We start from the raw sequence: 23,520 nt of genomic DNA, 5'->3' as shown, positions 1-23,520 counted from the left end.
CATGATGACAGACGGCGTCGTGGAGCGCTCTCGTCCCCGGGATCGGATCCTGGAGACGGCGCGTGACATGTTCCACAAGCACGGCATCAAGGGCGTCGGTGTCGACGCCATCACCGAGGCTGCCGGCACGAACAAGATGACGCTCTATCGTCATTTCGAGTCCAAGGACGATCTCATCGTCGAGTGCCTGCGCGCCAATGCGGCCAAGGCTGGCGCGATGTGGGATACGTTCGAGGCCGAGCATCCGGGCGACAAGCTTGCCCAGCTTCATGCCTGGGTTCGCAAGGCCGCCGCCATGCTCAACACTGACGGCCGCGGCTGCGACATGGCCAACGCCGCCGCCGAACTGACCGAACCCGATCACCCGGCAAGGCGCGTGATCAAGGAACTCAAGGAAGCCCAGCGCGAACGCCTGGTCGGGCTCTGCCGGGATGCCGGCATCGGCCAGGCCGAACTTCTCGCCGATACGCTGTCGCTGCTGTTTGAAGGCGCGCGCGTCAGCGTGCAGACCGTCGGTGCCGAAGGCCCGAGCACGCAGTTCGTGCGGATGGCCGAAGGGCTGATCGTTTCCTTCAGGGGCACTGCGGCAGGCTGACATCTGCCGGATAGTCGACAGCTTTACGCGATATTCAACAGAGGCCACGGAACTTCGCGTCCTGGCGGCGGCGCGATTGTCGCTGACCGGAACAAAAAAAGCCCGCTGCCGGGAGGAGGTGGCAGCGGGCTCGATTTCGAATGTGGCGCGGGAGGAGGTGCACCCCATTCAAGGCCGGCATCGCATCTGGGAGGAGTAGATGGCCGACAACCAGAAGCTACGAGTTGCCCAATGATTCGGCAACAATGAATTGTGCATAGCTGCTGTGCAGATTTGCCGTGACGCCGCGTGAATTCAGGAAGTGCGACCTCACTGCACCGGCACGTTTTCCCTGAAAATCAGTCGCGGCTCGATGAATTTGCGCGTGAGATAAGGCGCCGACGATGCGATCGAGCCGAGCAGTTGGATCACCGACTGCTCCGCGATCAGCCTGGCATTCTGATCGATGACGACGTCGGCGAGGTCGTCGACAAGATAGCCGCGTGTCTCCCTTGTCAGGTCGTGGCAGATGAACACCGGTTTGCGATTGGGCCTGGCTTCCCGGATTGCCTTGGCAATGCCGGAGCGCCCGGCGCCGACGCAATAGATGCCGAGCAGTTCCGGTTCGTTGTGCAGCGCCTTCATGGTCTCGGCATAGCTTGCGTCCGGCTCGTCGTTGATCTCGACGGCGCTGCTGACGGTGAGGTTGGGAAACTCCTCGCCAAGCACCGAGCGGAAGCCCATTTCGCGCTCCTCATGGCCGCGATAGGAACGCGAGCCGACGACCATCGCCAGCTGCCCCTCGCGGCCGCCGAGGAAGCGTCCCATCAAGAGTGCTGCCGTCCGCCCCGCCACGCGGTTGTCGATCCCGACATAGGCCGAGCGGGGTGCGGCCGGAATATCGGACACCAGCGTCACCAGGCGGAGCCCGGCCTCGACCATGTCGCGCAGGACGTTGCGTGTCCTGGGATGATCGACCGCGATGACGCCAACGCCGTTGGCGCGCAGCGACAGTTCTTCGGCCGCTGTCTGCAGGGCATTGGGCGAGATGCCGGCAAGATTGTGGATCCGGCAGGACGCCACCAGCGGCAGGCGCGAGGCGTAGTCCTCGATATGCTTTGCCAGGTCCTGCATGAAGGCGTTGCGGCCGATCGGCAGGAAGAATTCGAGGTTTGCGGGCTTGGAGGGAAGCGTCACCTGGTCGGCGACCGGCAGATAGCCGAGTTGCTTGGCGGCCTCCAGGACGCGTTGCCTGTTGGCGGCACTTGCTCCGGCCCGATTGTTGAGCACCCTGTCGACCGTTGCGGTCGACAGCCCGCAGTTCCTGGCGATGTCGGAGACGGTGGCCTTCATGCCGTGACCCTATGCGTCGATGCGCGCTCCTCAGTGCCCGGCCTTGCCGTCGGCGAGGGCGTCGCGGATGTCCTTGTCCGACATGCCGGTGATGATGCGCTCGACTTCCGTCACGGTCGTCGTCTTTGGATCGATGTCGTCGGCGACCACCTTGCCCCTGCGCATGACGACGATGCGGTCGACCACCTGGAAGACATGGTGGATGTTGTGCGCGATGAAGATGCAGGAATGGCCGGAGTCTCGCGCGTTGCGCACGAAACTGAGCACCCCTTGTGTTTCGGCGACGCCCAGATTGTTGGTCGGCTCGTCGAGGATGATCAGGTCGCTGTCGAAATGCATGGCACGCGCGATCGCGACCGCCTGCCGCTCACCGCCGGAGAGCGAGCCGATCGGCGTCGTCGGCGGGATGTTCTTCGAGATGCCGACCTGTTTGAGCAGATCGCGGGCGACCGTGTTCATCGCCTCCTGGTCCATGCGGTTGAGGAAGCGCGGCGGCTTGATCGGCTCGCGACCCAGGAACAGGTTGCGCGCGATCGACAATTGCGTGACCAGGGCGGAGTCCTGGTAGATGGTCTCGATGCCATGGGCGATGGCGTCGCTGGTGCTGCGCAAGGTGACCTTCCTGCCGCGGATGAAGATGTCGCCGCTGGTCAGCGGCACCGCGCCGGAGAGAACCTTGATCAGCGTCGATTTGCCGGCGCCATTGTCGCCCAGCAGGCCGACGATCTCACGCTCGTTGACATGGAAATTGGCATCCACCAACGCTTGCACGCGCCCATAGGACTTGCGGATGTTCTGCATGCGGATCAATGGCTCGGCCATGGTTCAAGTCCCCGCCTGGTGCCGGCGTTCCAGCCATGAATGCAACGCCATCATGCCAAGGATGATCGCGCCGATGAAGATGTTGTAGGCAAGGCCGGGCACGCCGATCAGCACGATGCCGTTGCGCATCACGCGCAGGATCAGGATGCCGAGCACGGTGCCGATGATGGTGCCGCGCCCGCCGGTCAGCGCCGTGCCGCCGATCACCACCATGGCGATCACCTCGAGCTCGTAGCCGGTGCCGCTGTTGGGGTTGGCGGCGGATGTGCGCAGCGAGGAGATGACGCCGGCAAGCGAGGCCATGAGCGACGACAGGACGAACAGGCCGACCTTGACGCGGTTGACATTGACGCCGCGGGCGCGCGCCGCGTTGGGATTGCCGCCCGCCGCCTGGATCCAGTTGCCGGTCCGGCTTTGCGTCAAGACATAGCCGAGAGCGATCGCCGCGGCGATGAACCAGAACAGCGACATGTAGATGCGGAACGGCCCGACGAAGAAGTCGCCGACCAGAGCCTCCGCCAGCCAGCTGCCTTCGGCGCTCCAGGTGCGTTGCGGAAAACCGTCGGTAATGAAAAGCGCGCTGCCGCGCACCACGAGCAGCATGCCGAGCGTCACCAGAAAGGACGGGATCTTGAGCTGCGTGACGAACCAGCCATTGACCAGGCCGGTCAAGGCGGCAACCACCAGCGCGACGACGAAGCCCATTTCCAGCGAGGTAACGCCGGCATTGAACAGCGTCCACATCAGCACCGGCGAGAAGCCGAAAAGGGATCCGACGGAAAGGTCGAATTCGCCCGACGTCATCAACAGCGTCATCGCCAGCGCGATCAGGCCGAGTTCGACCGTGAAGGCCAGCGTGTTCGAGATGTTCTGCGGTGACAGGAAGTCGTGGTTGAAACCCCAGAAAACGGCGATCTCGACGATAAGCAGGACGAAGGGTCCGAATTCCGGTCGCGCGATCAGGCGTTGGATGAGCGAATGATTTTCCACTGGGAACCCGCGACATGGTTGGAAAGGGCCGCGACCGCCACCGCATCGGGTGGACATGCCGCGGCACAGGAAAATATCTGGCGCCGCACGAAAAAAATGCGCGGCGCCAGGGATCGCGGGTTATTTGCCGGACAGGATCTTGTCGTAGACCGCCGCAGTGTCCTTCTCATAGAGCGCGCCGGTGATGACGTTGAAGCCCGGAGGAATGCCGCTGGCCGCCATGTTGGCGAGCGAAAGCGCGACGTAGCTGGTCGCCTGCGGGTCCTGCCACTGGCCGGCATTGACATAGCCGTTCAGCACTTCCTGCGTGGTGTCGAGCGAGTTGCCCCAGCCGACGACCGGGATTTCGCCTGGCTTGACGCCGACCTGGTCGAACACGCGCTTGATCGAACCGGTGACGAGGTCGCCCAGGCCGATGATGGCGTTGACCTTGCCCTTGTGGGCGGTGAGGTAGTCGACCATGCGGTTGATCACCTCGGCCTGGTCGAGCGTCGCCTCGGTCACCTCATAGGTGATGCCGAGCGGACCGAAGACGCTCTTGATGCCTTCCTCTTCCTGCACGCCGTAAGTGGCGCCGGGGATCTCGACCGGCATCCAGACGAAGTCGCCCTTCTTCACCAGGCCCTTGTCCACCAGATACTGCGCCCAGTGCTTGCCGAAGGTGACGTTGTCGCCGCCGACATAGGCGTTGAAATTGGCCTTGGGATCGGGCGTGTTGAAATTGATGATCGGGATGTTGGCCGCGCGCGCTTCCTTGACGATCTCGACCAGGCTGCCCGGATCCGGGCTGGTGGTGACGATGCCGTCGGCCTTGGCGGAGAGGGCGGCGCGGACCGCTTCCTGTTGCGAGGCGACGTCGCCATTGTGGAACGAGGTGTTGACGGTGTTGCCGGTGTCCTTGGCCCATTGCTTGGCGCCGGCGAGGAAGTAGGTCCAGACCGGGTCGGCCGGCCCGCCATGTGAAATCCAGTAGAACGTCTTGGCCTGCGCGGCTGCCGGAATGACCGTCAGCGCGATCAGCAGGCCGTAGAGCACAAGTCTCAGTCTTGTCAGCATTTGATTTCCTCCCGGTTGCAGATGATCCGTCCCTTGTTCCGGCTTCAGCCGGATTGCGTCTTTTGCCAGCGCCGCTCGGATGCCTAAGAGCATTCCCTTTTTCGGTGGATGGCAAGCCTCCATCTGCAGATGTAGTTGGCGCCTGACGCGACGCCATCAACGACCCCATCAGATCGCATCAGTTGAAATGATTTTTTCCAGGCAGCGGGATGATTGGCACCGAGGCTCAGCCGAGCGGGCCGTCCTGATCATGTCCGCGCGGTCATTTCAGGCGAAAGCCCCTGAAGAACCGCTTAGAGCAGACCGGCCTTGGCGAGATCGCGCATCAAATGGCTGGCGCCGTAGGTCCAGTGCGGGCAATCGGGCGACAGCCGCACGCGGTTGACGAGTGCGCCGAATTTCTCCGACGAGATGGTGACGATGTCGCCGACCTTGTGCGTAAATCCCTTGCCCTTTTCGCCGCGATCCTTCGACGGCACGAACATCGTGCCGAGATAGAGAGCCAGCCCGTCCGGATACTGGTGATGCGGCCCCATTGCCGCGGCAACCAGCTCTTCCGGCGATCGGCTGATCTCGGCCATCGAGCTTGCGCCCTCCAGCGAGAATCCATCGTCTCCCTCGACCTTCAGGCGCACGACGGCCTGCTTCACGTCGGCGATGGAGAACGTGTCGTCGAACAGCCGGATGAAGGGGCCAAGCGAGGCCGAGGCGTTGTTGTCCTTGGCCTTGCCGAGCAGCAGCGCCGAGCGCCCTTCGACGTCACGCAGATTGACGTCGTTGCCGATGGTGGCGCCGACGATCCTGCCGCTTGAGGCGGCGATCATGGCGATCTCCGGCTCCGGATTGTTCCAGGTCGACACCGGGTGGAGGCCGACATCGGCGCCGAAGCCGACCGAGGCCATGGGCTGGCACTTGGTGAAGATCTCGGCATCGGGGCCGATGCCCACTTCCAGATATTGCGACCAGGCGCCGCGTGAAATCAGCTTGGCCTTGATCTCCATCGCCTCGGGCGAGCCGGGCTTGAGCTTTGAAAGGTCATGGCCGATCAGCCCGGCAATGTCGGCGCGGATGGCGTCGGCCTTTTCCGCCGAGCCGCGCGCCTGTTCCTCGATCACCCGTTCGAGCAGGCTGACCACGAAGGTGACGCCGGATGCCTTGATCGCCTGCAGGTCGACCGGGGACAGCAGAAAGGGTTTTGCCGGATCGCGCGCGGCTTCGAAACTGTTGGCCGCGATGTCGTCGAGTGAACCGATCGGCGTGCCCTTGGCCGAGCGCACATGGCCGGCAGGATCGGCCAATTCGCAGACGTCACGGACGGTAGGCGCCGCGCTCGACGTAATGTCGAAGACGGTGCCGTCACGCACGGTGACGACCAGGGGATGCGAGGCGGGCGGCAATCGAGCGCGGCCGAGAAAGACACCGTCACCAGGGAGGTTCATCGTGTTCGTCATCATTCTCTCGTTGTTGGGCAGGACATCCGGATTGTGAAATTCCGGCGGCTTCTCTTCAAGTCAAATCGCGCCGAACACCACACGCTTCACCGGCATCAAAGCTCATGCCACCGCAGTCGCATCCGCGAGGTCATCGATTCCCTCGGCTCGAGTGTCCTCAGGCCGCCGATGTGATGAGCATCCACTGTATGCGAGACAGGTTCGAAACAGAAGAAATCGGCGTCTCGCGCCGGCGAATAGAGAATGAAGACGCCTAGTGGCGGCGATGCTTCGATCGAGACGACCATGGCATCATCGGGTTGGACGATCGAAGCGCGTCCATCCCAGCCCTCAAACGCATTGTTTATCCAGGTATCGGGAAGCGGCGCACGTTTCGAGAAATCCCAGTCGGGGTGGTCGGTGAGGGGCACCATCCTGGTCGGCAGATGGCGTTCATCCTCAAGCCAGACGCTCTCGGCCGATGCCTGGAGCAATGTGCGCGCGTTGCGCGGAAACCATGGATGGAAGCCAAGCCCATAAGGCAGCCGGATCACGGCCCGGTTCTCAATGGTCAAGGTAGCGCTCAGCGCGCCGTTCTCCAGTGCGTAGAGCACGCTCGCATGGTAGCGATAGGGTCCGATCGCCCCATCGCCAAGAACGAACTCAGCCTCGGTCCCCGTTCGCCGCATCAGACGCCAAGGCTTTTGAAAAGCGTCGCCATGAAGCGGGAACGGCTCGCCGTCGACGTTGGGTTCTATCGTATGGAAACGCCTGTCGAACTCGAAGCCGCCGCCGGAAATCCGGTTCGACCACGGCGCCAGCAACTGGGAACCGAATTTCATCAATCCTTCTGACGGTTTTATCACAGGTGTGAACACGCCGTCGGAGCGAAGCGCGTCGTAGCGCAGGATCGCCGCGCCCTGGCGAGGACTGACAACCACCCTGGCGCGTTCGTCGGCAAGTTCGATCGTGTCGATGTTCGTCATCGACGGAACGCTACCAGCCACCGTCGACGTGGATGTCCTGACCGCTGATCATGTCCGCGGCAGGCGAAACAAGGAACAGCACAAGATCGGCGACATGATGCGGTTCGATGCGGCGCTTCAGGCTCTGGCTGGCCATGATCCAATCACTGTATTCCTTGAGCCGCTCGCCGAACACGCGCTCCTCTGCTTCGGAAACGACGGCGCCCGGCGACACTGCGTTTACTGTGATACCATGCGGCCCCAGTTCCCGTGCCAGCGACTTCGTGAGGCCCAGCATCGCGCCTTTCGATGCTACATAAGGTACGTAGCCATCCCACCGGCCATTGAGTGTGATCGAGCAGAAGTTCACGATCTTGCCATACGCCTTCGCCTTCATGCCCGGTGCGCAGGCGCGCACAAGTGCAAAGGCGGCCGAGGAATTGACCCTGATCTGGTCCTCGTATTCGGACAGCGAGAATTCCTCGAACGGCCGGTTGATGATCAGGGCCGCGTTGTTGATCAGGATATCGATCCCGCCTTCCCTTGCCGCCAAGGCCGCGACAGCCTTCTCAGCCTCGGCAAGCCGGTTGAGATCGCAGCCGATGAAGGCAATGTCGCCTTCGGCCTGCCCGGCGAGCGTCGCTGCGGTTTCCGGTCCGTCTTCGATATCGGGCCGGTCGAGCACCAGCACGCGGGCACCGGCTCGCGCCAGCGTGGCGGCCTGGGCCCGGCCGAGCGAACCAAGGCCGCCGGTCAAAAGCACGACCCGATCGGCAAGAACCTTCATTGCCGCCACTCCTTACAAAACGCCGTGGACTTCATCGATCGAGGTATCCTCGATCCGTTTGTCCAGCACGACCTCGCCGCGCGCCATCGCCACCACGCGGTCGCAGCATTCGAACACATGATGCATGTTGTGGCTGATGAAGACGCCGGTCACGCCCTGTTCCTTGAGGCTGCGTACGAAACCGATCACCTTCTTCGTCTCCTTGACCGAGAGATGGTTGGTCGGCTCGTCGAGGATCATCACCTTAGACTTGAAATGCATAGCACGCGCGATGGCGACGCCTTGCCGCTGTCCGCCGGAAAGTTCGCCGACAAGCGCGTCGGGCGAGCGTAGATGCAGGTCGACATTGGCGATGGCGCGGATGCTTTCGCTTGCCATCTTCTTCTGGTCGAGCAGGCCAACGCCAAGGACCGAGAACCGGATCGGTTCGCGTCCGATGAACAGGTTCCTGGCGATCGACATGGTCGGAACCATGGAATTATACTGGTATATCGTCTCGATACCGAGATCCATGGCATCGCGCGGCTTGGTGATGCTGACTGGCCTGCCTTCGACTTGGATCTCGCCCTGATCCGCCGTGTGGACCCCGGAGAGGATGTTGATGAGGGTTGATTTGCCGGCGCCGTTGTCGCCGACCAGTCCAAGCGCCTCGCCACGTGTGAAGTCGAGCGTCACGCCCTTCAGCGCATGGACGCCGGAATACCATTTGTGGAGGTTGCGGACCGAGATGATCGCGTCGGTCATCGTTCAGCCCTCCATCTTGATGGCCTTGGCGCGCTTGCGCATCCAGGCATTGGCGACAACGGCGAATATGGTCAGGAAGCCGATGGCGAACTTGAACCAGTTGGCATCGACATGGCTGAGCACGAGACCATTGTCGATGACCCGGATGAGCGTGGTGCCGATGATGCCGCCCATGACGGTGCCGATGCCGCCGGCGAGCGAAGCGCCGCCGATGACGGCGGAAGCCACCGCCTGAAGTTCCATCCCCTCGCCGATCGAGGGCAGGGGCGAGCCCAGCCTCAGCACCTGCAGCATGCCGGCAAAGCCGGAGAGCATCGAACAGAGCATGAAGCAGGCAAGCTTGACCCTGGCGGTCGGGATACCCATCGAAGCGGCCGCGGGCAGGAAGCCGCCTGTGGCCTTGATCCAGTTGCCGAAATTGGTGTGCGACAGCATCAACGAGGTCAAAAGGGCAATGCCGGCAAACCAGACGAACGACATGCGGAACATGTTGCCCGGGCCTACGAAGGAGGTAAACAACCATGTCGGCAGGTCCGCGGGGAGCAGCGGCGGGAAGCCACCCGAGACGACGACGGTGAGCGAGCGCGCCATGAACAGCATGCCGAGAGTGGTGATGAAGCTCGGTATGGCGAAGCGTATGGTGACGTAGCCGTTGATGAAGCCGACAGCCGCACAGACCAGCAGCCCGGCCAGCAGCGCGAGCGGAAACGGCGCGCCGTGGACCATCAGGACCGCCATGGTCATCGGCATCAGCGCGAACACCGAGCCGACGGACAGGTCGAACTCGCCACTGATCATCAGGATGGTGACGCCGATGGCGACGAGGCCGGCCTCCGGCAGGATGCCGAGTATGCCGCGCAGATTGTCGGCGTTTAGGAACACGCCATGCGAGCGGATCTGGAACACGACGATCAACAGCACCAGCAGGATCAGCCCGGCCAGTTCCGGTTTTTCGAGATAGGTCTTGAACAGGCGCTTCAACTTAGGCTCCGGCATTTTGAGATTTCAGGCGGATCGGCGGCGCCGGGCGCCGCCGATCCAACGGTTCGAAGCTGGAGCTCAGCGCAGACCCTGAGCGGAGAGCGCCATGATCCCATCGGCCTCCTTTGGCCGCACGATGCCTTGACCGGTGTCGATGTCCGATGGGGCAAGGCCGATCTTCTTGTTGAGATAGGCCTCCATCACCGGCATGAAGCCCTGCATGTAAGGCTGCTGGTCGACCAGCGCCTGAACATAGCCTTTCTGCATCTGCTGCAGCACCTCGGGCACCAGGTCGAAGCCGCCGAGCAGGACCTTGCCCGGCGCCACGCCGCGATCGGCCAGCACGCGTGCGACGCCGGCACACCAGAAGCCGGTATCGAAATAGGCTGTCGTGTCGGGATGGGCGTTGAGATAGGCGCCGACACGGTCGGAGGTAATGGCGAGGTCGGTGCCGCTGTCGATGCGCTCCCACGACACCTGGCGGTCTGAATGGGCGGCCTTGTATTCTTGGAGGAATTGCATCACGCCGGCGCCACGGCTTTCCGACCAGTTCTGGCCGGGAGCGGAAATGCCGACCAGCACCTTGATCGGACCGTCCTTCGGAAAGCTCTCGGAAATGGCCTTGGCGAGCGAATAGCCGGCGGGCTTGAACCCTTGGCCGATGAAGGCCTGCCGGGCATTGCCCTTGGCGCCTTCGGTGTCGTCGACATTGACGGCGATCACCAGCACGCCGGCATCGCGCGCCTCCTTGATGACGTCGTCGAAAGCATGGTCGTCGACGATGGAGGTCAAGAGCGCGTCGGGCTTGGCGGCGAGCGCGGCGCGCATGTTGGCGACCTGCTGCTCGACCGAGCCCTCGGTCTGCGTGAAGACCATGTTGCAATTCGCCTCGACCTTGGCGCAGGCGTCGTCATAGCCCTTCTTGACGGCCTGCCAGAAGGTGTTCGATGCGGACGAATGATGCGTGAAGACGATGTTGAGCCCGTCAGCGTGGGCGGATTGCGCGCCGACAAGCGCGGCGCCAAGCAGAAGCATTGCAGTCAGTTTTTTCATCTCTATTCCTCCCTTTGGATTTCTCAGATGTCCGCCTTGTCGGTGACGCGGCGATGGACGGTGTAGGCGCGGCCGAGGTCCGGATTGAGCGCCAGCCCCAGCCCCGGTCCCGGCGGCACGGTGATCATGCCGTCCTTGACCTCCGGCAGCGCGGTCACTAGGTCGCGGTACCAGGTGCGGTAGAAGGCGCGCACGCTTTCCTGGACGAGCGCGTTGGGGGCATTGAGCGACAGGTGGGTCGAGGCGGCGAGCACGACGGGACCGGTGCAGTCATGCGGCGCCACCGGCAACCGCCAGGCTTCGGCCATCGAGGCGATCTTGCGGGCCTCCGACAGCCCGCCGCACCACGAAATATCCAGCATGACGATGCCGGCAGCTCCGGTTTCCAGCAAATCGCGGAAGGCCCAGCGGCTGCCAAGCGTCTCGGACGCCGAGATGGGCGCGGGACTGGCGGCCTCGTAGCGCTTGAGGTCGCCGAGGCTGTCCATGCGGATGGGATCTTCGTGCCAGTAGGTGCCGAAGGGCGTCAGCGCACGAGCTATCTTCATGGCGGGCAGGAGTTGCCACATCGAATGGAACTCGACCATGATGTCGATCTTGTCGCCGACGGCCTTGCGTATCTTTTCAAAAGGTTCGAGCGCGGCCTTGAGGTCGGCCGCCGAAATGTCGTTGCCGCGCGTCTTTTCGGCCGCGTGGTCGAACGGCCAGATCTTCATGGCGGTGATGCCGTCTTCGAGCAGTTCCTGCGCCAGTTCGCCGGCGCGCGTGAGGAAACCGTTCAGATCGTCATAGTCCCGCCGAGCGCCGATGCCATAATTGGCGGTCGTCTGGCCCTTCGCGTCCTTGATGTATTCGGTGCCGGCGCAGGTGTTGTAGGTGCGGATCGACTGGCGGCTGAAGCCGCCGAGCAGTTGCGCGACCGGCTGGCCGGTGGCCTTGCCGAAAATGTCCCACAGAGCGATGTCGAAGGCCGAGTTGCCGCGCACCTCGGCGCCGCTGGAGCGAAACCCAAGATAGCCGACTAGGTCGGCGGACAGGAGATCGATCTGCAGCGGATCGCGGCCGATGACGCGCGGCGCGACATATTCGTGCAGGTATTCCTCGACGGTGCGCGACAGGAAGAAGGTCTCGCCGAGACCGGTGATGCCTTCGTCGGTATGGACCTCGACCCAGAGCAGGTTGGGCCGTTCCTCGATGCGGATGGTTTCGATCGCAATGATTTTCATGTCAGGCAATTCCCGCGTCGAGGAGCGCCTTGACGCTCTTGTCGAAATGTTGCGCCATATGCTCGGCGGCGAGCCGCGGATCCCCCTTGAGGATGGCTTCGGCTATGTCCTCGTGCCCCTTGATCATCTTGAGCTGGTCCTCGTTCGACGAGCGGGTTCGCCAGCCGATCACCCAGGTGCTGCGCGTTACGCCACTGAAGGCAGTGACGATCAGCGAAAATACGGGGTTGTGCGAGGCAGCCGCTATCGCCTCGTGGAAAGCGATGTCGTGCTCCATGACAATTTCGGGGTTCAGGAAATTCTCGCGCATCGACCGGGCGGATTGCCCGATCGCGGCGGCTTCCGCATCGGTGCGCCGGAGTGCCGCAAGCGCTACCGTGCGCATCTCGATCGTGCGCCTGACGTCATAGACCTGGTGAACACTGATCTGCTGCGTGGTGATGCCGTGCTCGATCACCATCGACATCGCGCCGGTGTCCAGCTTGGCGACCGTGGCCCGGCGCCCGGCGCTCATGTCGATCAGGCGCATCGCAGAAAGCGAGCGGAACGCCTCGCGCACGACGGTGCGGGAGACGTTGAGCTGGCGCGTCATGGCGGCTTCGCTGGGCAGCGGATCGCCCGGTGCAAGACCTTCGGAGCGGATATGCCGGGTAATCGCCTGGATCGCCGTGCTCACCAGGCCGGGGCTCGACTCACCCGCTGTGTCCGTCGGATCCTGCATCTTACTCCCTCAAAACCTGTATGACAGGTTGTTGTCTAATTGCTCATATGTCAGCTAGAAGATATATGTCAAGTCGATTTCTGGATGACCTGCCTGGAGGACCTCATGAATGAAATGGAAGCTGCCCTGATCTTCGAAGCGCGCGACGTGGTCGGCGAAAGCCTGATCTGGGACGATCGCCGCGGCAGGCTGGTCTGGGTCGACATCATCGGTCGCCGGATACATCGGCTCGATCCGTCGACCGGAGGCCATGAAAGTTGGTCGACGCCGGATCTGGTCACCTCAGTCGGTCTGCGCAGGGATGGCGGCGCGATCGTCGGCCTGCGCAAGGAAGTCGCCTTGTGGGATTTCGATGGAGCATTCCGAACGATCGCCACGATCGAGCCGGATCGGCCAGCGACGCGGCTCAACGAAGGCGCCGTGGCGCCGGACGGTTCGTTCTGGGTCGGCACAATGGCCAACAATATTGGACCGGACGACGCGCCGGTCGCCATTGCGCGGGATGAAGGCCGGCTCTATCGCGTCGGTCCGGATGGCGAGGTGACGAGCTTGAGCGAGGACCGGTTCGGCATCACCAACACGATGGTGTGGGCAACGGACGGCCGCTTCATCACCGCCGATACGACGAAGAACACGCTCTACAGCTATGCCTGGGACAAGAGTGCGCCGCGGCTTGGCAAACCACGGCCCTTCTTCCCCGATTTCGGCCGCGGCCTGCCGGACGGCTCCTGCCTGGACGCCGAGGGCTATATCTGGAACTGCCGGGTGGTGGGAGGAAGCTGCCTTGCCCGCATCGCGCCCGACGGCAGCCTGGACCGCATCGCGGAGCTGCCTTGCAGTTGGCCAACGAGCTGCGCTTTCGGTGGCGAGAATCTTGACACGCTGTTTGTAACTTCAGCCCGATTTACCATGAGTGCAGATCATCTAGAGGCGAACCCGCAAGAAGGTGGCCTGTTCGCGCTCCGTCCGGGCGTTCAGGGCGCTCCAGCCAACAGGTTTGGATAAGTTCGACGACCCGTGGCGGCCGGGCAGGGCGCCTCACGCCTCTCGCGGCGCCGATCAGGCGGAGGTCGTGATTCAGCTTGACAGTTTCATGAATATGAAAAAGGCTAAGGCGATTTCATAATCTTACAGGCAGGTCGATGTCGACCCTTGCAGCAAATCAGCCGTTGCCGGAATTCCGCTCTTCGCCGGTGTTCCGCTTCACCATGTTGCTGCCCGGTGCATTGGTCACCTTCCTGCTGATACTGTTCGCCCTTGGCCTCGTGCTTTTCCTTGCCTTACGCGGCAATGACGGCTCATTGCTCGGCGCCGGTTTCAGCCTGTCGAATTTCATCACGGTGGTCTCGGACCCACTGTACTGGACGGTGACGTTGCGCTCGCTGGTCATCGCCGGTCTGGTGACGATGGCAACCGTCGTCACAGCCTATCCCGTCGCTTACTATCTGGCCTTCCATGCCGGCCGCAGGCGCGGGCTGCTGCTTTTCCTGGTGACGCTGCCATTCTGGACCAGCTATCTCCTGCGCGTCTTTGCCTGGAAGATCGTTCTGGCCTACAATGGCGTGCTGAATTCGGCGCTGATCGAAAGTGGCATCTGGTCCGAGCCGACGCTGGCCTTCCTCAACACGCCGGCCGCTGTCGTGGTCACGCTCGCCCATGCCTACGCGCCTTTCGCCATACTGCCGATCTATGTGGCGCTGGATACCATTCCGAAATCGCTGCTCGAAGCCGCTTCTGATCTTGGTGCAAGGCCATTCACCTCGTTCCGCCGGGTCGTCCTGCCCAATTCGATGCCGGGCGTCCTGGCGGCGGCCCTCGTCGTCTTCGTGCCGACCGTCGGCGACTATGTCACGCCGGCCATGGTCGGCGGGCCGGCCAGCACCATGATCGGCTCGCTGATCCAGTCGCAGTTCGGCAAGGCCAATGACTGGCCGTTCGGTGCCGCACTTTCGGTCTGCGTCATGCTGGTCATCCTGCTCGTGGTGCTGGTCGCGCGCGGCGCCGACCGCCGGTTTGGCAGCCGCACATGAAAGCAGGGCGCGCCGGCATGAAACGGGACGGCCGCTGGCTCGGCCTCTATGTGCTTGCCTATCTGGTCTTTCTTTATCTGCCGGTCCTGCTGATCCCGCTGTTTTCCTTCAACGATTCCATCCAGGCCGCGTTTCCCCTGCAGGGCTTCACGCTGCAATGGTATGCAAGCCTCTACGGCAATCCTGCACTGTCGGGTGCGCTCGCCAACAGTCTCGTCATCGGCGCCGTCGCGGCCTCCGGCGCCACGCTGTGCGGCATCACCGTGTCCTATATGGACCTCTATGGACGCTCGCCGCTGGCCGCGACGATCGGTGCCGTCGCGCGGCTGCCGATCCTCATTCCTGGCGTCATCGTCGGCATATCGCTGCTGATCCTGGTCAACCTCGTCGGCCTCGGACCGTCGCGCGTCGCCATCGTACTCGGCCATATCCTGGTCGCCTTGCCGACCACCGTGGTCATCATGCGCAGCCGTTTCGCCGCCATCCCCAGGACGGTTCGCGAGGCGGCGCTCGACCTCGGCGCTTCCGACTGGACGACCTTCCGGCGCGTCATGCTGCCGCTCAGCCTGCCTGCCGTGCTGTCGGCCTTCATGCTCGCCTTCCTGATCTCCTTCGACGAGTTCATCGTCGTCTTCTTCCTCGCCGGCACGGAGCCGACGCTGCCGCTCTACATCTGGAGCCAGCTGCGCTTTCCGCGCTCGCTGCCGACCGTCATGGCGCTCGGAACAGTGATCCTGGCCGTGTCCTTCATCATCGCCGGAACCGCTGAAATCCTGCGCCATCGCGGGCTCGGCGCAGTTCGCCGCAATCCAGCCTGAACCATAACAACGAGAGGAGAACGAAAATGATAGTCCACCTGAAATCGATATCGGGACACAAGGCCCGGGCCGGCCTCGCGGCACTTGCGCTCGCACTGTCGTCGACCGTGGCGCTCGCCGCCGAGAAGCTGCAGTACTTCACCTGGTCGGGCTATGAGCTGCCCGATTTCAACAAGAGCTTCCTTGCCGCGCACCCCGATGGCGTCGAGGCTTCGATCTTCGGCGACGACGACGATGCCTTCACCAAGGTCAAGGCCGGCTTCCGGCCTGATATCGCGCATCCCTGCTACGACAAGGTGGCGCGCTGGAACAAGGAAGGCCTGCTGCAGCCGATCGACACCAAGCGCATCAAGAACTGGGACTCGATCTTCCCGGTGTTCAAGAACCTGCCCGACCTACAGGCCGGCGACGGCAAGGTCTGGATGGTGCCATGGGACTGGGGCAACACCTCGATCCTCTACCGCACGGACCTGGTGAAGAACCCCGAGGCGAGCTGGGACCTTCTGTGGGACAAGCAATATGCCGGCCGTATGGCGACCATCGATGCGGTGCACGACACCCCGATCGTCGCCGCACTTCTGGCCGGCGTGAATCCCTTCGACATGACGGCGGAGCAAATGGACAAGGTCGCGGCAAAATTGCGCGAACAGCGCCCGCTGCTGTCGAGCTACACGACCGACATGACCTCGGTCGAGCAGGCGCTTGCCAGCGGTCAGCTGGTCGCTGCCATGACCTGGAATGCGTCCGCCACCTCACTCAAGAAGCAGGGTGTGCCGGTCGAGTTCATGAAACCGAAGGAGGGCATGCTGACCTGGGCCTGCGGCTTCGTCATGCTGAAGGACGCCAAGAACGTCGATCTCGCCTATGACTTCATCAACAGCCGGCTGGACGCGGATTCCGGCAAATTCCTGATCGAATCCTACGGCTATGGCAGCTCGCTCTCGACCGCCTTCGCCGGCGTGCCGAAGGACGAACTGGAAAAACTGCAACTGCCGTCCGATCCGGAAGTGATGCTGAAAAGCACGATCTTCACCGGGCCGATGAAACAGAACGACGACGTCGCCAAGATGTTCGAGAAGGTGAAGGCTGGCGGTTGAACCAAACAATTGCCGAAGTCAGCTCTGCCCCTCACCTGCCTGCCGGCATCCTCTCCCCGTATAGTGACGGGGAGAGGGACGCAGTGTCGACGATTTCGCCAATCGCCAGCGCTTCAGAAAAGGCGTCAGCGCTGCGGTCAGCTCCTTCTCCCCGTCACTATACGGGGAGAAGGTGCCGGCAGGCGGATGAGGGGCGGCGCCGACCTTCGTTGAATGCGCCTAAAAAGACCGAGATAAGGACCAACGCATGGATGTTCTTGACGAGGCCGCCGAAAAACCAAAAGACGACGCCGATGTGCGGGTCGGCCGGCGCGTGCGGGCGCTGCGGCTCGAGCGCCGCCTGTCACTGGCAGAACTGGCGGCAAAAACCGGCATATCGATCGGCGCGCTCAGCCAGATCGAGCGCGGCATGTCATCGCTGCGCGTCAAGGTGATCTGGCCGCTTGCCGCCGCCCTCGACATCGAGCCGTCCGCGCTGATCGCCGATGGCAGCGATGCCGGCAATGATCTCTATTGCGTGCGGGCCGACAAGCGGCGATCGATCCCCGTGAAGTCGGAAGGCATAGCCAAGGCGCTGCTGTCGCCGCCCGGCGCCACGCTGACCGGCATGCTGGTGACGGTGGAAGCCGGCGGCGGCACGGCGGAAGCCTATGCGCATGCCGGCCATGAGTTCGGCTTCGTGCTTTCGGGCGAGGTCGAACTGGTGGTGGATTCGACGAAATATTTGCTGAAGACCGGCGACAGTTTTGCCTTCAAAAGCACGTTTCTGCATGCCTTCCGCAATCCCGGCGGCGAGCAATGCCGGATCCTCTGGGTCAACACGACCAAGCCCTCCGAGGTTCGCGATGGCGCCTGATCCACTTGTGCGGCTGCAGGCGGTGTCGAAGATATTTCCGGGCGGCATCGTCGGGCTCGATGCCGTCGATCTCGATATCGTCGGTGGTGAGTTCCTGACCCTTCTGGGCCCGTCGGGCTGCGGCAAGACCACCAGCCTGCGCGTCATCGCCGGCTTCGAAAGCCCGTCAAGCGGCAAGGTGCTGCTCGACGGCCGCGACATCACCGCGCTGCGGCCCTTCGACCGGCCGGTCAACACCGTGTTCCAGGACTATGCGCTGTTTCCCCATATGAACGTCGCCGAAAATGTCGGCTTCGGCCTGTCGCTGCGCAAGCTGGCCGGCGGCGAACAGGCAAGACGTGTCGCCGAGGCCCTCGACATGGTCGGCCTTGCCGACAAGCTTCGCGCCCGCGTCTCCGAACTGTCGGGCGGCCAGCGCCAGCGTGTCGCGCTTGCGCGCGCCATCGTCTGCGAGCCGCGCGTGCTCTTGCTCGACGAGCCGCTGTCGGCGCTGGACGCGCATTTGCGCGAACAGATGCAGGTCGAATTGAAGCGGCTGCAGTCGCGGCTCGGCACTACCTTCGTCATGGTCACGCATGACCAGACTGAAGCGCTGTCGATCTCCGACCGCATCGTCGTCATGAACAAGGGCCGCATCGAGCAGACCGCACCGCCGGCGACACTTTACGACCGCCCCGCCACCAAGTTCGTGGCAAGTTTCATCGGCACCATGAACCTGCTGCAGTCGCGCTTTGTCGGCAGCGATGGCGATCGCCTGCGTTTCACCGCTGGCGCCTTGCCGCTGGAAGCTGTCCCGGACAGCGGCGATCGGCCTCGCGAAGGCGAGATGCGCACCTTAGGTGTGCGCCCGGAGGATTTGCTGGCGGTCGCCGAGGCCACGCCCGGCACGGCGCCGGCGCGGGTCAACAGCATCGTCTTCCATGGCCGCACGTTGCGGCTTCACGCGGAACTGGAGCAAGGCATGCCCGTTGTCGTAGACGCGCCGCGCCAGGCCGAGGGCCTTCAATTCAGCGCCGGCGACGTGGCGCATATCAGCCTTCGCCGTGGCGCCAATTGCCCTATGTTACCTGGGTAGTTGTTGGTCGCCGCTTTGGGCCGGATTCCTCACGGCAACCCGGTTCCATGTGGTCAACGCAGTGGAACAAAGAACATTGGAATTAAGTAGGAATTGACTCCTCAAGGAATGAATTCCTATTTTGGCGGATGCCCGAACCCAGCGGCCGGCCGCGCCGAAATGTGCAAACCCTTTGCTTGGCTCACGAAGTCGGGCAGCTGATTCGTGTCCGATGCAGGAACTGTAACATCACTCGGCACTATCTGCCGGGCGATCTGGCGAAGCTGGTCGGTGACATCCCCTTCTGGGACGTTGAACGGCACATGCGATGCGAGCGCTGCAAACTCCGCGAGCTTGACGCGGGCATCATTCTGCCAAGCGCGGCCGAACGTTTGAAAATTCGCATCAGGCGCCTTGTCGAGATCCGGATGGTTCGCCGAGTGATTTGGCGAGACGACGACTGAAGGAGCGGCAGACGAGGTAATCCTTGGCTTAGAAAAGAGACCCTTGGGCTGGCGTCTGCTGCGGGAACTTGATCTGTGTGGGTGGCTTCTCGACGATCACCAACGCGTCGTCGGGAGCGGTCCGCTGCAAATGCCGGGCTTCCGTCCACGGCGCTGTCAGCCAGGTCTCCGTCTCGTCCGGTGTGGTCAGGATCACAGGCATGGCCTTCTCATGGATCGGCGCGATAAGGGCGTTCGGCTTGGTTGTCATAAAGGCGTATAGTTCAAACTCGCCGGGGCCATCCTTGACTTTTCGCACGCCCTGCCAGCGGGTCCAGAAGCCAGCGAAGAAGAATAAAGATCGGCTTTCGTCACGGGCAAACCAGTAATTTCGCTGGATCCCTGTTTCTGGGTCCTTGTCGTTCGAGGTAGGGCTGGGTTCGGCAAAGCTGGTCACTGGCACGACACACCTGTGTTCGATGCCGACATACTGTTGCCAGTGCGAATATTGCGGATTGCGAACGTTCGTGGTGCCGTAATCGGCCTTACCTTTCATACGCTCTGGCGGTGTCGGCAAACCCCAAAGCAGTTTCGCTAGCTCCCGATTCCCCTCCGGCGTGTTGCGAACAACCGGACCGGGCTGATTGGGATAGATGTCCACTGAAGGCTCGAGATTGCCGATGACGTCGCGCAGTGTGCGTGTCCATTGGCGGACCGCCTCTTGCGTCGTGGTGATGTTGTAGAGGTTGCACATGCGCCTAGCATTGCGGAATCGGCTTATGTCCGCAACCGAAGTCGGTCCGCGATAGGATGGGCAGGCATCCATCCTGACAGCGCCATGTCAGCTATCGACCGGTCAGCCGATGGCAGGCCAGCGAGGTGTTTCCTACTTGGAATGGGTCAGAACAGGAGGAACACAAATGACTACAGCGGAAATAGCCAAGGATTTCACTGAGCTTCTCAAGCAGGGTGACAACGGAGGCGCTGCCGAGAAGTACAATGCTGATGATATCACCAGCTACGAAGCCATGGAGGGGCCAATGGCCGTCTGTCATGGCAAAGCGGCGCTCAAGGAGAAGAGCCAGTGGTGGCAAGAGAACAACGAAGTGCATGGCGGCTCGGTCGAGGGTCCCTATGTCAATGGCGATCAGTTCGCGGTGCGCTTCACCTTTGACATAACGCCCAAGGCCACCGGCCAGCGTGTCGCCATGGACGAGGTTGGCCTGTACACGGTCAAGAACGGCAAAATCACTGAAGAGCGTTTCTACTATTGAGCTACCGGGCCGGAACGATCGGCTTCCGGCCCACTTCGCGCCTACGATTTGCTGGCAAAGCGGGAAGGGTGGTTTTAGGCTGTGGGCGGATTCGACTGTCAGCCAGAGGACCACGCTTTGACGACCACCATGTACGGCATCACCACCTGCGATACGATCAAGAAGGCGCGCGTCTGGCTGGAGAGCCGTGACGTTCCCTATCGTTTCCACGACTATCGCGCCGAAGGAATCGAGGCAGACAGGTTGAATGGCTGGGTCGGCAAGGTCGGCTGGGAAAAGCTGCTCAACAAGGGCAGCACGACATTTCGCGAACTGCCGGAGGCGGAAAAGCAAGGCCTCGACGAGAAGAAAGCCAAGGCCCTGATGCTGGCCAGGCCGACGATGATCAAGCGGCCGGTGCTGGAAGTCGGCGACAGCATCCTCGTCGGGTTTAAACCGGATGTTTATGAGGGGGCGGTTGGCGGGAAGTAGTTACGCGTGGGCTCGCAAATACCCCGCCAGCGCCACGGCGTTGTTATGCGCTTCATCATGGGCGCCATAGAGCAGCGTCACCTTGCCCTCGCCGAGGAGGGCGCGCAGTTGCGCCACCGCCTTTTCATTCCCATCCAGTTCGCCGCGATAGCGCTTCTGAAACTCCGCCCAGCGCTCCGGCTCGTGCCCGAACCATTTGCGCAGTTCGTCGCTTGGCGCGATCTCCTTGAGCCACAGCGTCAGCGCCGCATCCTTCTTGGCGATGCCGCGCGGCCATATCCGATCCACCAGCACCCGCTGGCCATCGGCCTTCCCGGGTGCTTCGTAGACGCGCTTGACCGCGATATCGAGGGCCATCACACCCCTGCCGGCTAGAGCCCTTGGGCCCACTCGCCCTTGCGCATGACCGGCACGCGGCTGCCATCCTTGTTCACGCCGTCAATGTCGATCTTGTCCGACCCGATCATCCAGTCGATGTGGATGAAGCTCTTGTTGCCGCCGCGCGCCGCGATTTCGTCCTGGCTTAGCGAGGCGCCGTCGACGAAGCATTTCGAATAGCATTGGCCGAGTGCGATGTGGCAGGCGGCGTTTTCATCGAATAGCGTGTTGAAGAACAAGAGGCCGCTGGCCGAGATCGGCGAGGAATGCGGCACCAGCGCCACTTCGCCCAGCCGACGCGCGCCTTCGTCGGTGTCGAGCACTTTCTTCAGCACGTCCTCGCCTTTCGAAGCCTTGGCCTCGACGATCCTGCCGTCCTCGAAGCGCACCGAGATGTCGTCGATCAGCGTGCCCTGATAGGACAACGGCTTGGTCGACGACACGTGGCCCTCGACCCGCCTGGCATGCGGCGTGGTGAAGACCTCCTCGGTCGGGATGTTGGGGTTGCAGGTGACGCCGTTCTTGGCGGTCGAGGCGCCGCCCATCCACTCGTGGCCGTCCGCCAGCCCGACTGTCAGGTCCGTGCCTGGTCCAGTGAAATGCAGTGCATGGAAATTATGGCCGTTGAGCCATTCGGTGCGACCGCGCAACGCTGCATTGTGCGCCTTCCAGTTGCCGATCGGATCCTCCACATCCACCCGCGAGGCGGCGAAGATGGCATCGGCGAGCTTCGCCACCGCCATGTCGTCGGCATCGCCGGGGAAAACCTGCCTGGCCCAGGCCAGGTCCGGATAGGCGACGATGTTCCAGTTGATGTCGAATCCGGTGATCTTCTCCAGCGCCGGCCGGTAAGCCATCGAATTGGCCTTGTTGGCGCGCGCCACCTTCGCCGGATCCTGCGCCGACAACAGCGAGGGATCCTCGCCGCGCACGGCGAGCCTCGCCGCATTGTTGGAAAAGGCCTTCGCCATGCCTTCATAGAGCCAGCCGGCGGCGCGGTCGAAGCCGGCATCGGCGCCGAAGCGGTAGCGCGCCAGCGTCATCTCGTCATCGTTGAAGATCGGCGTCACCAATCCCGCGCCGGCCTTGTAGGCATGCTCGACGATGCGCCTGGTCAGCGGCAGCGCCGCGATCGAGGAGGTCAGCACCAGGTCCTGTCCGGGCTGCAATTGCAGCCCGACCTTGATGGCGACTTCCGCCAGCCTGTCGAGCTTCACCGGGTCGATCGTTGCGGAAACGCCGCGCGAATGTGTGGTCATGATCCTGCCTGTCGTAATGGGATATCTGATTGAACATAGACCGGTGCCGCGGTGCTTTCCACCGCGATCGCGCCGCCGGGCTCCGCGGCCAACGATCCGAACTGCGCCATCGTCGCCGCGATCTCTTCCTTGATCCAGGCCTTGAAGTCCCGAACCTTGCGGCTTTCGGCCTTGGTGGCGGAGGTCACCAGCCAGTAGCCGAGCCCGCTCTGGGCGCGGATTCCGAACGGCGCCACCAGCCGCCCATCGGCCAGCGCGTCGGCGGTCAGCAATTGCCAGCCCAGCATCACGCCATGGCCGGCGATCGCCGATTCCAGGCACAGCATCGGGTCGGTGAAGCGCGCGCCTTTCTGGAAGGTGACGGATTGAACGCCGGCTGCCGCGAACCAGCTCTCCCAATTGATCATCGCCCGCTCGTCGGTGATGGCGCAGGTCCGCGCAAGGTCGCCGATCGACGTCAGTTTTCTTGCAATGCCAGGCGCGCAGACCGGAAAGACTTCCTGCGCCAGAAGCAGTTCCGCCTTCCCCGGCCATTTGCCGTCCCCAAGCCGGATGGCAATGTCGATGTCGGAATGATCGAGATTGGCCAGCCGCACTGAGGCGTCGATACGCAGCAGCACGTTGGGGTGCCGGTCGAAGTGCCGCGACAGCCGTGGCAGCAGCCATTTGGAGGCAAAGGCAGGTGCCGCCGAAACGACCAATGTGCATTGGGTCGCCTCGTCGGCCAGTGCCACGGCTTGGGCAAGCTCGCGAAATCCAGCGCCAAGGCGGGCCGCGAAGATGGTGCCGAATTCGGTCGGCACGAGACCGCTTGTCGTGCGCTCGAACAGTGCCTGGCCGAGCTGTTTTTCGGTGCGGCTGATCTGCTGGCTGACGGCGCTGACGGAAACATTGAGTTCGCTGGCGGCGGTCGCGAGCGAGCCGAGACGGGCGACGGTTTCCACGGCGCGAAGGCCGTTGAGATGAACGCGGTTGAGCATGGCCATTTGAGATTTTCTAAACCGTTCCGGCCGAAATCTCAATTGAAAGAGATGGCGAAACGGCGGACTTTATCGATGGGAGCCAGACCCGCGGAGCCGGAAATGCTGAGCATGCTGTCGTCGCTGAAAGCCCTGTTCACCACTTCGTCGGATGACGC

General features: G+C 62.8%; 25 protein-coding genes. 9 read left to right on the top strand and 16 right to left on the bottom strand.

Annotation, left to right across the window (positions count from 1 at the left end):
- Nucleotides 1-4: 4 nt before the first annotated feature.
- Complete coding sequence (locus C7I87_RS10565; protein ID WP_149904130.1) at nt 5-595, top strand: TetR/AcrR family transcriptional regulator; 591 nt, start codon at nt 5-7, stop codon at nt 593-595.
- Nucleotides 596-904: 309 nt separating this feature from the next.
- On the opposite strand, the gene C7I87_RS10555 is transcribed toward C7I87_RS10565, so the two are convergent.
- The 12 genes from C7I87_RS10555 to C7I87_RS10500 form a co-directional block, all read right to left on the bottom strand.
- Nucleotides 905-1,927 carry a LacI family DNA-binding transcriptional regulator gene (locus C7I87_RS10555; RefSeq protein WP_149904129.1) on the bottom strand — a complete coding sequence of 341 codons (1,023 nt, stop codon included), beginning with the start codon at nt 1,925-1,927 and terminating at the stop codon, nt 905-907.
- 30 nt (nt 1,928-1,957) lie between these two features.
- Nucleotides 1,958-2,749 (bottom strand): ATP-binding cassette domain-containing protein, encoded by a 792-nt coding sequence (locus C7I87_RS10550; protein ID WP_149904128.1) that lies wholly within the window; start codon nt 2,747-2,749, stop codon nt 1,958-1,960.
- Between the two features lie 3 nt (nt 2,750-2,752).
- Nucleotides 2,753-3,739 carry an ABC transporter permease gene (locus C7I87_RS10545; protein ID WP_149904127.1) on the bottom strand — a complete coding sequence of 329 codons (987 nt, stop codon included), beginning with the start codon at nt 3,737-3,739 and terminating at the stop codon, nt 2,753-2,755.
- A 120-nt stretch (nt 3,740-3,859) separates the two neighbouring features.
- Nucleotides 3,860-4,795, bottom strand: a complete 936-nt coding sequence (locus tag C7I87_RS10540) for a substrate-binding domain-containing protein (protein ID WP_140705709.1) — start codon at nt 4,793-4,795, stop codon at nt 3,860-3,862.
- A gap of 293 nt (nt 4,796-5,088) precedes the next feature.
- The gene (locus C7I87_RS10535; protein ID WP_149904126.1) at nt 5,089-6,246 is read right to left on the bottom strand and encodes a fumarylacetoacetate hydrolase family protein; all 1,158 of its coding nucleotides are present in this window, start codon (nt 6,244-6,246) and stop codon (nt 5,089-5,091) included.
- Between the two features lie 95 nt (nt 6,247-6,341).
- A complete protein-coding gene (locus tag C7I87_RS10530; protein WP_149904125.1) occupies nt 6,342-7,211 on the bottom strand; it encodes an aldose 1-epimerase in 870 nt (289 codons plus the stop codon).
- Between the two features lie 10 nt (nt 7,212-7,221).
- Nucleotides 7,222-7,977, bottom strand: coding sequence for an SDR family oxidoreductase (locus tag C7I87_RS10525; RefSeq protein WP_149904124.1), 756 nt, complete (start codon nt 7,975-7,977; stop codon nt 7,222-7,224).
- A gap of 12 nt (nt 7,978-7,989) precedes the next feature.
- The gene (locus tag C7I87_RS10520; RefSeq protein WP_149904123.1) at nt 7,990-8,721 is read right to left on the bottom strand and encodes an ATP-binding cassette domain-containing protein; all 732 of its coding nucleotides are present in this window, start codon (nt 8,719-8,721) and stop codon (nt 7,990-7,992) included.
- A gap of 3 nt (nt 8,722-8,724) precedes the next feature.
- Nucleotides 8,725-9,702 (bottom strand): ABC transporter permease, encoded by a 978-nt coding sequence (locus C7I87_RS10515; RefSeq protein WP_149904217.1) that lies wholly within the window; start codon nt 9,700-9,702, stop codon nt 8,725-8,727.
- Between the two features lie 78 nt (nt 9,703-9,780).
- Nucleotides 9,781-10,755: a sugar ABC transporter substrate-binding protein gene (locus tag C7I87_RS10510; protein ID WP_149904122.1), complete on the bottom strand. Its 975-nt coding sequence runs from the start codon at nt 10,753-10,755 to the stop codon at nt 9,781-9,783.
- A 23-nt stretch (nt 10,756-10,778) separates the two neighbouring features.
- Nucleotides 10,779-11,981 carry a mandelate racemase/muconate lactonizing enzyme family protein gene (locus C7I87_RS10505; RefSeq protein WP_149904121.1) on the bottom strand — a complete coding sequence of 401 codons (1,203 nt, stop codon included), beginning with the start codon at nt 11,979-11,981 and terminating at the stop codon, nt 10,779-10,781.
- Nucleotide 11,982: 1 nt separating this feature from the next.
- The gene (locus tag C7I87_RS10500; RefSeq protein ID WP_149904120.1) at nt 11,983-12,702 is read right to left on the bottom strand and encodes a FadR/GntR family transcriptional regulator; all 720 of its coding nucleotides are present in this window, start codon (nt 12,700-12,702) and stop codon (nt 11,983-11,985) included.
- 105 nt (nt 12,703-12,807) lie between these two features.
- Between C7I87_RS10500 and C7I87_RS10495 the strand changes: the two genes are divergently transcribed.
- The 6 genes from C7I87_RS10495 to C7I87_RS10470 all read left to right on the top strand — a co-directional run bounded on the left by C7I87_RS10495 (nt 12,808) and on the right by C7I87_RS10470 (nt 18,578).
- Nucleotides 12,808-13,707, top strand: a complete 900-nt coding sequence (locus tag C7I87_RS10495; RefSeq protein ID WP_149904119.1) for an SMP-30/gluconolactonase/LRE family protein — start codon at nt 12,808-12,810, stop codon at nt 13,705-13,707.
- Between the two features lie 137 nt (nt 13,708-13,844).
- Nucleotides 13,845-14,732, top strand: a complete 888-nt coding sequence (locus tag C7I87_RS10490; RefSeq protein WP_149904118.1) for an ABC transporter permease — start codon at nt 13,845-13,847, stop codon at nt 14,730-14,732.
- A complete protein-coding gene (locus C7I87_RS10485; protein ID WP_188393794.1) occupies nt 14,729-15,550 on the top strand; it encodes an ABC transporter permease in 822 nt (273 codons plus the stop codon). The genes C7I87_RS10490 and C7I87_RS10485 overlap by 4 nt, the downstream gene beginning before the upstream one ends.
- Nucleotides 15,551-15,576: 26 nt before the next feature.
- Nucleotides 15,577-16,647: an ABC transporter substrate-binding protein gene (locus tag C7I87_RS10480; RefSeq protein WP_149904117.1), complete on the top strand. Its 1,071-nt coding sequence runs from the start codon at nt 15,577-15,579 to the stop codon at nt 16,645-16,647.
- A gap of 247 nt (nt 16,648-16,894) precedes the next feature.
- Nucleotides 16,895-17,503 (top strand): cupin domain-containing protein, encoded by a 609-nt coding sequence (locus C7I87_RS10475; protein WP_149904116.1) that lies wholly within the window; start codon nt 16,895-16,897, stop codon nt 17,501-17,503.
- Nucleotides 17,493-18,578: an ABC transporter ATP-binding protein gene (locus C7I87_RS10470; RefSeq protein WP_149904115.1), complete on the top strand. Its 1,086-nt coding sequence runs from the start codon at nt 17,493-17,495 to the stop codon at nt 18,576-18,578. Before C7I87_RS10475 ends, C7I87_RS10470 begins: the two co-directional genes overlap by 11 nt.
- Nucleotides 18,579-19,049: 471 nt before the next feature.
- On the opposite strand, the gene C7I87_RS10460 is transcribed toward C7I87_RS10470, so the two are convergent.
- Nucleotides 19,050-19,754, bottom strand: a complete 705-nt coding sequence (locus C7I87_RS10460) for an SOS response-associated peptidase (RefSeq protein WP_149904113.1) — start codon at nt 19,752-19,754, stop codon at nt 19,050-19,052.
- Nucleotides 19,755-19,920: 166 nt separating this feature from the next.
- On the opposite strand from C7I87_RS10460, the gene C7I87_RS10455 reads away from it, so the two are divergent.
- Nucleotides 19,921-20,274, top strand: coding sequence for a nuclear transport factor 2 family protein (locus C7I87_RS10455; RefSeq protein ID WP_149904112.1), 354 nt, complete (start codon nt 19,921-19,923; stop codon nt 20,272-20,274).
- 117 nt (nt 20,275-20,391) lie between these two features.
- Nucleotides 20,392-20,745 (top strand): ArsC family reductase, encoded by a 354-nt coding sequence (locus C7I87_RS10450; RefSeq protein ID WP_149904111.1) that lies wholly within the window; start codon nt 20,392-20,394, stop codon nt 20,743-20,745.
- Here C7I87_RS10450 and C7I87_RS10445 read toward each other — a convergent pair whose 3' ends face one another.
- From C7I87_RS10445 to C7I87_RS10435, 3 genes are read right to left on the bottom strand one after another with little or no spacing between them, the layout of a single operon-like run.
- Nucleotides 20,746-21,102 (bottom strand): DUF488 domain-containing protein, encoded by a 357-nt coding sequence (locus tag C7I87_RS10445; RefSeq protein ID WP_149904110.1) that lies wholly within the window; start codon nt 21,100-21,102, stop codon nt 20,746-20,748.
- Nucleotides 21,103-21,116: 14 nt separating this feature from the next.
- The gene (locus C7I87_RS10440; RefSeq protein ID WP_149904109.1) at nt 21,117-22,382 is read right to left on the bottom strand and encodes an aminopeptidase; all 1,266 of its coding nucleotides are present in this window, start codon (nt 22,380-22,382) and stop codon (nt 21,117-21,119) included.
- On the bottom strand, nt 22,379-23,368 hold the full coding sequence (locus C7I87_RS10435; RefSeq protein WP_149904108.1) for a LysR substrate-binding domain-containing protein: 990 nt from the start codon (nt 23,366-23,368) through the stop codon (nt 22,379-22,381). Before C7I87_RS10435 ends, C7I87_RS10440 begins: the two co-directional genes overlap by 4 nt.
- Between the last annotated feature and the right edge of the window lie 152 nt (nt 23,369-23,520).

It is taken from the genome of Mesorhizobium sp. SARCC-RB16n (assembly GCF_008520305.1).
In the GTDB taxonomy this organism is placed as follows: Bacteria; Pseudomonadota; Alphaproteobacteria; order Rhizobiales; family Rhizobiaceae; genus Mesorhizobium.
This window is presented reverse-complemented; position numbering and strand designations above follow the sequence as displayed.